This is a genomic window from Kurthia gibsonii, from assembly GCF_006539985.1.
Classification (GTDB): Bacteria; Bacillota; Bacilli; order Bacillales_A; family Planococcaceae; genus Kurthia; species Kurthia gibsonii.
The window spans coordinates 82497-95728 of sequence record NZ_BJOB01000007.1 but is presented as its reverse complement, the minus strand read 5'-3'; the positions used below and the strand labels follow the sequence as shown (position 1 = coordinate 95728).

Annotated in this window: 14 protein-coding genes; 3 read left to right on the top strand and 11 right to left on the bottom strand. The window is 37.9% G+C overall.

Features of this window, described 5'->3' with window-relative positions; all coding sequences use genetic code 11:
* Nucleotides 1-244: 244 nt before the first annotated feature.
* From KGI01_RS03845 to KGI01_RS03800, 10 genes are all read right to left on the bottom strand, one after another.
* The gene (locus tag KGI01_RS03845) at nt 245-1435 is read right to left on the bottom strand and encodes a hypothetical protein (protein WP_141273426.1); all 1191 of its coding nucleotides are present in this window, start codon (nt 1433-1435) and stop codon (nt 245-247) included.
* A 118-nt stretch (nt 1436-1553) separates the two neighbouring features.
* Nucleotides 1554-2405 (bottom strand): YitT family protein, encoded by an 852-nt coding sequence (locus KGI01_RS03840; RefSeq protein ID WP_141273424.1) that lies wholly within the window; start codon nt 2403-2405, stop codon nt 1554-1556.
* 105 nt (nt 2406-2510) lie between these two features.
* Nucleotides 2511-3452, bottom strand: a complete 942-nt coding sequence (locus tag KGI01_RS03835; protein WP_141273422.1) for a formimidoylglutamase — start codon at nt 3450-3452, stop codon at nt 2511-2513.
* 133 nt (nt 3453-3585) lie between these two features.
* Nucleotides 3586-4053: a universal stress protein gene (locus KGI01_RS03830; protein ID WP_068453110.1), complete on the bottom strand. Its 468-nt coding sequence runs from the start codon at nt 4051-4053 to the stop codon at nt 3586-3588.
* A gap of 106 nt (nt 4054-4159) precedes the next feature.
* Nucleotides 4160-5899 (bottom strand): assimilatory sulfite reductase (NADPH) hemoprotein subunit, encoded by a 1740-nt coding sequence (cysI, locus tag KGI01_RS03825; RefSeq protein WP_141273420.1) that lies wholly within the window; start codon nt 5897-5899, stop codon nt 4160-4162.
* 12 nt (nt 5900-5911) lie between these two features.
* A complete protein-coding gene (locus tag KGI01_RS03820; protein ID WP_141273418.1) occupies nt 5912-7669 on the bottom strand; it encodes an assimilatory sulfite reductase (NADPH) flavoprotein subunit in 1758 nt (585 codons plus the stop codon).
* A gap of 14 nt (nt 7670-7683) precedes the next feature.
* Nucleotides 7684-7830: a DUF2292 domain-containing protein gene (locus tag KGI01_RS03815; protein WP_141273416.1), complete on the bottom strand. Its 147-nt coding sequence runs from the start codon at nt 7828-7830 to the stop codon at nt 7684-7686.
* On the bottom strand, nt 7827-8567 hold the full coding sequence (locus KGI01_RS03810) for a sirohydrochlorin chelatase (protein WP_141273414.1): 741 nt from the start codon (nt 8565-8567) through the stop codon (nt 7827-7829). Before KGI01_RS03810 ends, KGI01_RS03815 begins: the two co-directional genes overlap by 4 nt.
* 11 nt (nt 8568-8578) lie before the next feature.
* Nucleotides 8579-9334 carry a uroporphyrinogen-III C-methyltransferase gene (gene cobA / locus KGI01_RS03805; RefSeq protein ID WP_068453099.1) on the bottom strand — a complete coding sequence of 252 codons (756 nt, stop codon included), beginning with the start codon at nt 9332-9334 and terminating at the stop codon, nt 8579-8581.
* 98 nt (nt 9335-9432) lie between these two features.
* Nucleotides 9433-9612: a YezD family protein gene (locus tag KGI01_RS03800; protein ID WP_068453096.1), complete on the bottom strand. Its 180-nt coding sequence runs from the start codon at nt 9610-9612 to the stop codon at nt 9433-9435.
* Between the two features lie 201 nt (nt 9613-9813).
* Between KGI01_RS03800 and KGI01_RS03795 the strand changes: the two genes are divergently transcribed.
* Complete coding sequence (locus KGI01_RS03795; RefSeq protein WP_141273412.1) at nt 9814-10353, top strand: hydrolase; 540 nt, start codon at nt 9814-9816, stop codon at nt 10351-10353.
* Between the two features lie 299 nt (nt 10354-10652).
* The gene (locus tag KGI01_RS03790; RefSeq protein ID WP_141273410.1) at nt 10653-11597 is read left to right on the top strand and encodes an alpha/beta hydrolase; all 945 of its coding nucleotides are present in this window, start codon (nt 10653-10655) and stop codon (nt 11595-11597) included.
* 72 nt (nt 11598-11669) lie between these two features.
* Here the strand turns inward: KGI01_RS03790 and KGI01_RS03785 are convergent, their stop codons facing one another.
* Nucleotides 11670-11870 (bottom strand): hypothetical protein, encoded by a 201-nt coding sequence (locus KGI01_RS03785; RefSeq protein ID WP_068453085.1) that lies wholly within the window; start codon nt 11868-11870, stop codon nt 11670-11672.
* 134 nt (nt 11871-12004) lie between these two features.
* Here KGI01_RS03785 and KGI01_RS03780 point away from each other — a divergent pair, with 134 nt between their 5' ends.
* Nucleotides 12005-13186: a YbfB/YjiJ family MFS transporter gene (locus tag KGI01_RS03780; protein WP_141273408.1), complete on the top strand. Its 1182-nt coding sequence runs from the start codon at nt 12005-12007 to the stop codon at nt 13184-13186.
* The last annotated feature ends 46 nt before the right edge of the window (nt 13187-13232 follow it).

The following is a 13232-nucleotide window of genomic DNA, read 5'->3' as shown; positions in this document are numbered from 1 at the left end:
CGAGTAGCTGTCTTACCTTGTTTTTTACCATCAATATATATAGCATAAGTTACCCCGTTTTCTTCTTTAGGGATATAGATACCGTAACTATCTTCTTTTTTCATAATTAAAGGATAAGTCTTCTTTTTTTCATTTTCTTTCCTCCCAATAAAAAATGAGTAACCTTTTTATAAGGCTACTCACTTTTCTCTTTTTCTTATTTTCAATCTTTTACGCTTTTTACTTTTACTAATGGCTTGTTTTTCTAATTAAATTCCGAATAAATTTCATTCCATTTGAATGTTCCGTTAAACGTAATATCATGTTTCACACTTTCTGCCAAACCATTCTTAGTCATTGTAACTTCTACTTTGTGATTCTTGTGCATATTTGCTAAATTCGTTTCCATACCTTTGATAATTTCTTTATCAACTAAAGGAACAAAGTAATAACTTTTTTCCTCTGATGGTTTCAAAGTAGGTGTTGTACCTTGTTTTTTACCATCTACATATACAGTATATACATAGTATTCCTTAGTTTCTCTTGGAATATAAATACCATATACGCCGTTATTTTTAGCGAAAGATGGTGCAACTTCATCTACCCATTTAGTTCTTGCTTGTGCTTTTTCTTTCGGCACAGCTTTGAATACTCGGTGACTTTCCATATATTTGTTGCTTGGTGATTCTACTGTTACGTTCAATTTAGAACTCTCTTTTGTAAATTGATTTTTATATGGTTTCACGGTAACTGTACCTGTTTTTGTTGCTACTTTTGTATCTACAACTGTACCCGAATCATTTGCTAAACGTACTGTGTAGCCTTTTTTAACATTCTTCACTTGGACGTAATCATCACCGTCCACTTTATTTCGGTTCACTACCGTAATATCTGTAGCTTTTGGTCGTGCTGTACGAATACTGTTCTCGCCACTACGCACTTTATCTGTATATTTCTTGGCTACGAAACCAATCGGCTTCATATATTGTGGGTTTTTAATGCGTACTGTATATACGAAGGAATTACCTTCATACTTCTTCATATAACTTGGTTGTTCTTTTGCATATGTGTACTGCTTTACAATACGTTGTCCGTTATATTTTAAATCTTTAATCATACCACCATTATAATACGTCATTTCACTCGAATAGTAATATTTTTTTGTAGGTGCGTTCGTATACGGATTATTCTTCGTATAGAACGTACCATAGAATAAATAGTTTTCATCTTTTAACATCGAGTTTTTACATACTTTATCCGATACACTTCCACCTTTGATACCTTTTGGATAAATAAATTCTCTTGTCTTCTTTGCGTCTACCCATAATTCACATTCATGTTCACCTTGAATCATTGTTTGTTCATATGCTTTATCTTTCGGTTTCATGGCTTCTGCTTGTGTTCCAAATATTAGGCATAATCCTAATGTTAGGATTATAGTTAAACTATTTTTCATTTTTCCTCTCTCCTTTTCATCACATTCTATTATACAATATTAACCATTAAAGGTATATAAAAACTAAAAACTCTCGTATGATGTATTGGTCATACGAGAGTTGAATTTATTCGATATACTATTCACCGCGCATGTAATCTTTTGGGAGTGAGAAGCCACGTCCCATAATATCCGAGGCATTTAAGAAAATAACGAAAGAATCGGTTCCTTGTGTTTGGAGTAATTCTTTTAAATAGACGGCTTCTGACTGCTCAACAACGCTAAACAATAGTGCTTTTTGTTGTTTTGAATAGCCACCTTCAGACCAAATTTTTGTGAAGCCACGGTTAATTTCCTGATGAATTAAACGGCGTACTTCTTCTTCTTGGTCGGTAATAATTAATACGAGCTTAGATGACGATGTACGAAGCTGTACCAAGTCAATGACTTTACTCGTAATAAAGATGGCAATCATCGCATACAGCGCCAACTCTAAATTAAATACAAACATCGCTGCAATAACGACTGCTGCATCAATTAATAATTGAGCGAACCCACTGGAAAAATGAAAATACTTTTTTAATAATTGTCCGATAATCGTTGTACCACCTGTTGAACCATTTCCACGAAAGACAAGACCTAACCCAACACCTGTTAAAATACCACCGTAAATGGATGCAAGCATGGGATCATGTACTTTGAATGGAATATGTGCAGTTGCTGCAATGAATAATGGTAGCATCACTGTCCCCACTAATGTTTTTACACTGAAATTTTTCCCGAGTAAAGCATACCCTACGAAAAATAATGGAATGTTAATGGCTAACTGAACAATCGTTGGATTCCATTGGTAAAGCTCATATAAAATCGTACTAATACCAACAACGCCACCTGCTGCAAGTTTTGCAGGTAATAAGAAGGTGTTAAAGGAAATCCCTAAAATAAATGTACCGATTAACATTAAAACATATGAACGTGCTTCTTTTGCCATGTGAAACGCCCTCTCTCTACGAACTTCTCTTTCATTTTAACGAGCGAAGGTTTCAGTTGGCAACTATTGGAGAAAAAGTTTGTTTATTTCGTGTTTTTATGTCCGCTAAAATGCTTGTAATAAGCCCATCATGACAATGTTCGTTAAGTGTGCCGCTAACTTTTCTGTTCGGTGGTCTTGGTCATGTATAGGATTTACTTCGCATACGCTAAAACTAACGACATTCGGTTGACGCGTTGCGACTTGTAAAATTTCACGTACTTGTTTTGGTTCTAATCCACAAACAGCTGGGATACTTACACCTGGTGCATAGGCAACGTCTAAAACGTCCATGCATAAAGAAATCATCATGACATCACATGTTTGCGTAAATTCGTCCATCATCATTTGAAGTTCACCACGTGCTAACTCATCTTCGCATAAATACGCAACACCATAGGCTTCTGCTCGTTGAAATAATTCATTCGTATTCGTATAACGCCCAATCCCACAAGCAAAGCATGTAACGTGATCATCTTCATCTAAAATCTGCTTCATGACAGACATTGAGGTTGTATGCTGATCATACGAATGAAGCGAAAAGCGCGACGCAATACTTAAAATACCGATTTTCACATCCACTCCGTACATTTTGCGTACACCGAGGTAATGTCCATATAATGTTTCATGACCACCACCTAAAATAATCGCACATTCTTTATGTTGTAAAATATGATAGACCTTCTCACCTAATTTTTTTTGAGAAGTTTCGAGTGATTCTTCATATGAAATATCACCGTAATCCTTTAATTTAGAAGGTTGTGGTGCGCGCCAAGGAATGTTGGAGAGCGCACGTCGAATGGTGGCTGGTGCTTCTGCTGCACCTATTCGACCTTGATATCTTTTGACACCTTCATCACATGAAAATCCAATAAGTCCAATCGTTGGAACAAAAGCTAATTCACTTACTTCTTCATAGCATGCAACGACTTGATGATAACGTAAATTGTCAAATGTCGTAGGGAGGTCTATTCGACCATACCAATTTTCTTTTGATTGATTCGCCACTTTCCATCAACCTCCTGTACGTCTTTTCACTAGTATAACGTGTTTAAGCACTTTATAATTTGTAAAAATTTTGAATTTTAAAATAAATAAACACCTCAAAAGCATAAGGCTCTATACTTTTGAGGTGATTTTTTTACTTATGGTATTCTTCTTCAAATTCCTCTTGAACAAATTTAGGGAAAGTTAAAACAGGTATGTGTGACTTCGTTTGAATTGTTCGACTGACGCTTGATACGAGTTCACGTAACCCTCTTGTTCCTCGATTACCTATGACAATTAAATCTGCATGATGATCATGTGCATGACTTAAAATTGCTGCTGCTGGGCCTGTATCATAGACAAAACCCTCTACATGATTTGGTAAGTCAACGAAGCGATTTTTTGCTTTTTGAATAATCTGCTCTGCATAGGCAAGCATCTCTGGCGCACCGTCATCATAGTTTCGTTGAAATGGTGATGGATTTTCAAGTGGGTGTTCGTAAGCATACACAATATTTAACTCAATTTCTGCATGCATTTCTAAAATCTCATGAACATAATCAAGTACATCATTGGATAAATCTGTATCATTATAAGCAACTACGACTTTTTTTGTGAACATCGTACATCTACCCCTTTTCTATCGAGCCATTGCTCAGCTTCTTTCCCTTCCACTATACCCTTTTTCTGCTTATAAGATACCTATTTTACCCAATTATTTTTGTCAATTATCGTAACACAGATGGTTTCGTATGGAAGTTTGTACCGTCTGTTGTTGCCTCTACATAATTTGCACGAATAACAAAGTCGCCAAAGTGTTCTCCTTCAAGGCGTTCTTTTGCATAGTGTGGAATAATCGTACGCAATTCTTGTAAAATCGTCGCTTCATCGACATTTTCTTTATAGATTTTATTTAAGCGTGAACCGTTAAATGCTGCACCTAAATACATATTGTATTTACCAGGTCCTTTTCCAATAAAACCAATCTCACCAATTGCCGCACGTGAACAACCGTTTGGACAACCCGACATACGAATGTTAATCTCTTGTTCATGTAACCCGGACTCATCTAAAATTTCTTCAATTTTTGTAATTAAACTTGGTAAATAACGCTCCGCTTCTGCCATCGCTAAACCACATGTCGGAAGTGATACACAGGCGATTGAATTACGACGAAGCGCTGAATAATGCTTGCCATCAGTTAACTTATACTTTGTAATCAGCGATTGGATTTTTCGCTTTTTAGTCGGCGTAATATCTGAAATGACTAAGTTTTGATTCGGTGTCATGAAAAATCGACCTTCATGTACTTTCGCAATTTCACGTAGACCTGTCATAAGTGGATAATCTTCAAAGTCTTTCACACGCCCACCTTGAATAAATAATGTAAAGTGCCAATTACCATTTTCACCTTTTACCCAGCCATATTCGTCACCTGTACGTTCAAAATGGAATTGACGTGCTTCTTCTAATTCAAAACCGAGACGTTTGTGTAACTCCTCTTTAAACCACTCAATTCCATAGCGATCAATTGTATATTTGAATCGTGCGTTTTTACGCTCAATTCGATTACCGAAATCACGTTGAATTGTCACGATTTTTTCAGTTGTTACGAGTAATTGTTCTGGTGTCACAAAGCCAATTAGATGACCAAGTTGTGGGTATGTCTCATCATCACCATGTGTCATTCCCATACCGCCACCAACTGTAATATTAAATCCTTTTAATTCATTGTCTTCTACAATCGCGATAATGCCGATATCTTGTGAATAAATATCTGTATCATTACTTGGCGGAATCGCAATCCCGATTTTGAATTTACGCGGTAAGTATAATTCACCATAAATCGGTTCCACTTCTTCCACTTGCGGTGTATCATGAACCTTCTCACCATCTAACCAAATCTCATGGTAGGCTTGTGTTTTTGGCAGTAAATGCTCACTGACTTTCACAGACCACTGATACACCTCTTCATGAATTTTTGATGTCGTCGGAATAACATTACACATCACATTTCGGTTCACATCACCACATGCAGCGAGCGAATCAAGTAAGACACGATTCATCTCTTGCATATAGGCTTTTACATTCCATTTTAAAATGCCATGTAACTGAAAGGCTTGGCGTGTTGTAATTTTCAATGTACCGTTCCCGTACGTACGTGCCATTTCATCCATCATGAGCCACTGTTCACTTGTCGCTGCTCCGCCTGGTGTACGTACACGAATCATGAATTGGTAAGATGGTTCTAATTTTTTACGTTGACGCTCGTCACGCTCATCACGATTATCCTGCATATAACTACCATGGAATTTAATTAAATTTTGATCGGCTGCACCAATTGAACCTGTTAATGGGTCCTTCATTGATTCTTTTAGCGTACCTCTTAAATAGTTACTCTCTTTTTTAATGCCTTCGTTAACTGCTGGTGTACCTTCTTGTGGTGGTAGCACAATTTTCTTTGTCATGTTGTTTCCCCCTTAATAGACATCACGTAAATAGCGTTTTTCTTGTGTTAAACGCTCTAAATAGGCGCGCGCCTCATGTTCTGTTGTATTTTGCTGTTCTTGAATGACTTGTAAAATCGCTGCTTCTACATCTTTTGCCATTTGCTTTTCATCACCACAAATGAAGATAGTTGCACCTTTTTCTAGCCATTCATAGAATGTCTTTGCTTCTTCTAAAATACGATGTTGTACATAGATTTTTTCAGCTTGATCACGTGAGAAGGCCACAGACATCTTTGTTAATGTGCCTTCTTTTAAATAACGTTGCCATTCCACTTGATAGAGGAAGTCTGTCACAAAGTGCTGTTCACCAAAGAATAACCAACTTTCGCCTGTTGCACCTGTTTCATCACGTTGTTCAATAAAGGCTCTAAATGGTGCAATTCCTGTACCAGCACCAATCATAATGATTGGCTCGTCGTCTTTTGGTAAACGGAAGTGATCGTTTTCTTGAATAAAAATAGGGATTTGGTCGCCAATCGCCAGTTCACTAGCAATCCATCCACTCGTTACACCTTCATAATGACGTTCTTCGATGTCATATCGTACAAGTCCGACTGTAATATGCACCTCATCTGGATTTGCATCATAACTACTCGCAATCGAATAAAGACGTGGCGGTAATTTACGTAATGTATCAGCTAATGTTTGTGCATCTAACTTTACATCATAGCTTTTTACAAGATCGATTAAATCACGACCTTCACGCCATGCTACTTCTGGAAGTGGTGATACGCCTAATTTTTCAAGTAGCGGCTTTGTTAAAACACTGATTTCTAAACGATGTGTTAGCGCCTCTTGAATTGTTAATTCTTCTTGTTGAATTGTGACATGGTCATTTGCATCAATCGCTAATGCTTCTAATAATGATTGGACGCGCGCTGTATTATTTTTCGGATAAATACCGATGCTATCTCCCGGTGTAAATGAGATTCCCGAGCCTTCAAGTGATAATTCCACGTGATATGTCTCTTTATTTGAACCTGTCATATTCAAGTTGATTTTTTCCAGCACTTCTGCGTAGTAAGGATTTTGTCTTGAATACGCTGTTACTTCTTGTGTAGAGCTTACTTTCTCCTGTGCAATTGTGGCACCGACACCCGACTGTTGTAATAATGCTTGTTGTACAGCTGTAAACCAATTGCTTGCATCTTCTTGGAAATCTAAATCACAGTCCACTCGTGGTACTAGTGCTACCCCGCCAAGCTTATGTAATTGTGTATCAAAGTCAATCGCTGTTTGACAGAATAAATCGTATGATGTATCACCAAGACCAAGAACGCTATACTTTAGATTCTCCAGTTTTGGTGCACGCGCACCGTGTAAAAATTCATAGAATGTTTTGGCGTTATCTGGTGCTTCTCCTTCCCCTTGTGTACTCGTTACAATCAGTAAATTATCGACTTTTTTTAACTTTTTCACAGGGAAGTCGACCATCGAATAAACTTCTACTTGTACATCATTTTGCTTTAATTCTTCAGCAAATTGGGTCGCTAATTTTTTTGCATTCCCTGTTTGTGAGCCGTAAAGAATACTTGCTGTAATGGTTTTGATTGGTGCCTGTACTTCTTCGACAATTACAGCTGGTTGGTTCGTTTGTCCATGTTGTGTAGTCGCAGCTAAATATCCTGCTAACCATGTTTTTTGTTCTGCTGATAAGTTGGGTACTAATTCATTTAATAATTGGATTTGTTGTTCTGTGAAAGGACTATTCACAACTTGTAATACCATGTATGCCACCTCGACTATTTTGTATGATATAAAGCTTCTACTTTTTCAATTTGAATCACGCGAGCGTCTTGTAGAATGATGCGAATCGAACCATTTTGAATTGCTGGTAGATATTCATGTAACTTCTCACGCAATTGCTGTAAATGGTCTTGTTTCTTCATATACTCACCCCATTTAATTCGATACTTTGCATTTTTTTCTCTACAGCTTCTTTAAAAGCACGAGCCATACTCGGAACTTCTCCTAATCGCTTTGTCAAAATCACCTCTCTTTTTTCAGTTTGTTGAAGTCTTTCCAGTCGTTTCATGAGTAAACCCGAGAATAATAGATAGGGTATGAGAACGACTGGTTCTTTTCTTTCTTGATGCAGTGCTAAAACATCTTCAATTTTTGGTCCTGAACCATATAAAAAGGCGATATCAATCGAACGAATCGCAGTGCGTAATTTTAGCCGACTGGCGATTTCCGCAAATTCTTGCTGAATGGCAGGTTCTGAACTACCGCGTCCTACAATGATCAGTTGTGCATTCTTTGGAATGGGTTGTGTACTTAGTTGCTCAATGACTGCGTCAATCATCGTACGCGTTACACCAATTGGCTGACCGAGTGTAAACGTCACAGTTGGATATTTCGGTCCTACCTCTGCTAAAATCTCTGGTAAATCCGTCGTCGCATGCTGCGCTGTCAATAACAGTAATGGCATGACGATAATCTCTGTTGCACCTTTTGCTACACATGTGGCAACACCTTCTTCAATAGAAGGTGAAGAAATCTCTAAAAAGGCAATCTCTTGAATTGGTTCGTCCATCTGACTTTTAACGCGTTCAATAAATTCAATCGCCTGTCTCTCGCCTTCTCTCACTCGCGTTCCATGTCCTACATATAAAATCGCTCGCATTCGAATCCCTCCTAATAAGCTAGTGCTGCCTCTTGTACCCAAGCAATTTTTTCACGTAGTTTAACCACTTCACCGACTAAAATAATGCTTGGATTGGCAATTCGTTCTTCCTCCACAATGCGTTCAATATTTTCAAGCGTTCCGGTCACCGTACGTTGTTTGTCATATGTTCCCCAATGAATGAGTGCAACCGGTGTATCAACTGCACGTCCATGCGTCGTCAATTGTTTGACAATATACGGTAAATTTTGAACCCCCATATAAATCGCGACTGTATCAATCCCTGTCGCAAGACTCTCCCACTTAATCGAATCATCTTTGCCTTCCTTCATATGTCCTGTTACAATCGCAAAACTAGAACCATAATCACGATGTGTTACAGGAATGCCCGCATAAGCTGCTGCTGCGATACCTGATGTAATACCTGGGATAATTTCAAATGGAATATTAGCGGCCGCAACGACTTCAGCTTCTTCTGCGCCGCGTCCGAATACGAATGGATCACCACCTTTTAAACGAACGACCACCTTTCCTCTTAGCGCATATTCTACAAGTTGTGCATGGATATGCTCTTGAATCATGGCATGCTTTCCGGGAAGCTTACCGCAAAAGACAAGCTCTGCATCTGCTCTTGCTTCATTTAAAATATCTTCATTAATTAAACGATCATACAAGATTACATCTGCTTCTCGTATGACACGTAGCGCCTTTACCGTTAATAGTTCCACATCTCCCGGTCCCGCACCGACAATATATACTTTTGACATGTGTCATTCCTCCTTCTGAATAGAAAAAGAGACTCCTATTCATACGGAAGAACCGTAAAAATAAGAGCCTCTAGTTGTCTAGTCAGCTTCTTTTATATTTACTTAATTGTTAGTTTCGATGGTTTATTTGTTTTTGTTTGTGTAAAACGATGTTTTTCCAAGCGATTGATTTGAATAATCTTACCGTCTTGAATCGTTATTTGTACTTCACCAAATTGAATTTCTTGAATCGCTTTTTCAATAACCGATAAGTGCTGTTCTTCAATTAAATTCGTCATACAATATCATCCCTCTCAATCCTAAGTAACTCTATAGGAATTGTTTTATTGGACTTATTTTAGTATTGTAACGCAGAGAAGTCAACAGTATTTTCCATTTTCTTTTTAGATTGTTGTAGATTTTTGCAGAAAGACATAAAATACGATACGATGAAATGGAAGAAAATTGATACTTAATGAAAAGAAAAGAGGTCTTATTCGATGAATTTAGAACAAACTGCAGTTGTATTAATCGATGTACAGGGTCGTCTTGCTACATTGATGAACCGTCATGAAGAAACACTTCGTAAATTAGAACAGCTCTTAAAAGGCGCAAAAACACTTGAACTACCGATTGTATGGCTAGAGCAATATCCGAGAGGTTTAGGTCCTACAGTCGATTCACTTGCAGAGATTTTATCTCCTATTACAAAACCAATTGAAAAAATAACATTTAGTGCATGGGGAACAGATGAATTTAAAGAGGCACTAATTGCTTCGGGTAAAAAACAAATCTTATTATGTGGTATTGAAACGCATATTTGCGTCTATCAAACCGCAAAAGATTTAAAAGCAGCTGGGTTCCATGTAGAAGTGGCCGCAGATGCGGTTGATTCTCGCTGCGAACTTGATCGCGAAATCGCATTGCGTCGTTTTGAACAAGAAAACATTCCTTTAACAACAGTCGAGATGGCTTTATTTGAACTGCTGAAAGTGGCAAAAGGCGACGCATTCAAACAAATAAGTAAAATTATTAAATAGCAAAAGAGGGAGTAGTTGAATGATTACTGCTCCCTTTTTTGATGAAAATAAGCATCTATTTTTCGGAAAGTCCACAGCAGTATGGACATGCTAAAAACAAAGCGACACACTTGGATTACTACATAAAGTAACCAAGAATTTGGGGATTTATCGATTATAATAGATAAAATCGCTACAATTGCACAGATGTACACTATTATTTTTTTCATTTATATCCTCCTTAAAACCAACTAATACTATCTGAATAATATTTTCTATGTTATACTTCGAATAATAGACGACAGGAAAGGGGATTTTCTATGACATCCATTCAATTAAGGCCTGAAGCAAAACGCTACATTCAAAATCACGGAAGCTACAATCCATTTACAGAAAATGAACAAGGAATTCAAATTGAACGAACACCTTTCTTACAACGACATATTCAATTAGATGGCATAACATCCATAGAAAACACATATTTTACAGCTAAAGATGGTACCAAAATTCCAATTCGTATTTATACACCTCATACAGATGAGACGATTTTACCTGCCATTTTATACTTTCATGGCGGTGGTTGGGCAATCGGTGATTTAGATTATATGGATGGTGGGTGTCAGTATCTCGCTAAACATAGTCAGGCGATCATTGTCAATGTGGATTATCGTTTAGCACCTGAACATCCCTACCCCATTCCGCAACAAGATGCGTATGATGCACTAAACTGGATTTACCAAAATCCATTACAACTACCGATTGATTTAAAACGTCTCGCTGTAGCTGGTGACAGCGCGGGTGGTAATCTCGCTGCTTCGATTGCCGTACGAGCGATTGAAGAACAAGGACCGACCATTCAAGCTTTGCTACTTACGTATCCTGCACTGGATGCCACTGCTACTGTAGCAAAAGAGGACCTTCAATTCGCCAAACAATATGGTTTAGATGACGATGAATTAGATCTTTATTATCGTTATTATGTACAAGAGAATGAACGTCTCACGCACCCTTATGTCTCACCTGCCCTTTATGAGAAGAAGTCATTACTACCGCCTACGATTATTGTGAGTGCTGCTTACGACGTATTAAATCATGAAGGCGAAAAGTTTATTGAGCAACTACAACAAGCAGGCGTTCAATCAGAGCGCGTGATTCTCGATGGCTTAATTCATAGTTTTTTCAGTAAGATGGACTATTTCGAACAAGAAACAGAAGAGGCAACGATTCACCTATCCAACTTCTTCCATTCTATCATACAAGATTGATTAAATTCCAAAACGGAATATCGGTAATTATCGAAAAGAGCCACAGCATTTTTTATGCTGTGGCTCTTCTTGTTATGATTGCTTTTTAAATTCTACATCGAGCGCTTGGTACGCTTGTTGGAATTTTCCGCCGTCTTTTATCGCAGCATGATATAACGCTTTTAGCGCATAATCATTTTCTAAAGACATGGATTGTTTAATCTCATTCAATTCTTTTTTCAATTGAGGAGTGGTATTGACTAATTTTTGCATTTGATTTTGATGGTAACGCATTGACTTCACTTCCTTTATCTTTACAGTATAACACGATTGAAAATAAATAGTATTGGTAATCACTTCCACTTTTCTGTATAGTTGAATTAGGTTTCTTTTTTCATGCTTTTTTCTACAAAAGGGGGTGTTTTCCGTTGAATAGGAAACATTTTAGTATTATGATTGGCGCTATTTTATTTTTAACAATCGCAATGGGGATTGGTCGCTTCTCTTTCACATCTGTTCTTCCTTTTTTACGGGAATCGGAGAATTTATCCGTTCAAACAGGTAGTGTAATTGCTGCAGGGAACTATATTGGCTACTTAGTCGGTGCTTTTGCGGCTGGTTGGATTGTGAAATATCAAAAGAGTATTTTAGGATTAAATGTCTTCTTATGCATTTTATCGGTCTTTTTCATGGGGGTAACCGATCATGTGAGCATGTGGTTCTCGCTACGTATTGTTAGTGGCATTACAGGAGGTATTATCTTCGTACTTACGTCGAGCATGCTAATGGATTACTTAGCCAAATACCAACTTGGCAAATGGTCTGGCTATACATTTAGTGGAATCGGACTTGGTATTGCGATCTCTGGATTAGTTGTACCGCTTTTCGTTTCATACGGGAATTGGCGGATTGCTTATTTCGGTTTAACAGCCATCGCAGCTTTCTGTATGGTCATTACATTCATTTTATGGCGTAATCTACGTGCAGAGCCACATATTAAAAGTCCAAAATCAGATAAAGTACTGCGTGGTTTTATGGTTTGGCTGACGATTGCCTATGGTTTAGAAGGACTTGGCTATATCATTACAGGTACATTTTTAGTTGACTTGGTACATAGTATTCCAAGCATTCAACAATATGCTGGCTTTAGTTGGGTCATTGTCGGTTTAGGTGCCATTCCGTCTGCACCGCTCTGGATTTGGCTCATGACAACCTATAAACCAACGACGATTTTATCCATTGCATATATCATTCAAATTGTGGCTGTCATTTTGCCCGTTCTTACGACGAATATTTGGACGGTACTTTTATCGGCGCTACTATTTGGCTCTACGTTTGTCGGACTTGTTGCGATGTCAACAAGCTACGGAAGACAACTTTTCCCGAAAAAGAGTGCCAGTGTCGTATCGATTTTAACGACTTCCTATGCAATTGGACAAATCATCGGACCCATTGCAGCTGGAATTCTAGTGAAGCAATATGGAAGTTACAATGCTGCGCTTGTATTTGCATCCATCATCATTTTGTTCGCACTCATTCTCTTGCGTGTCGGCTTACTTTTTCAAAAAAGCCCCGCAACACAAGCTGTTGAATCCACAAGTTTAGAATAAGAAAAAAGCGTCATTGCAATTGGGGGTTGCAATGACGCTTCATCTC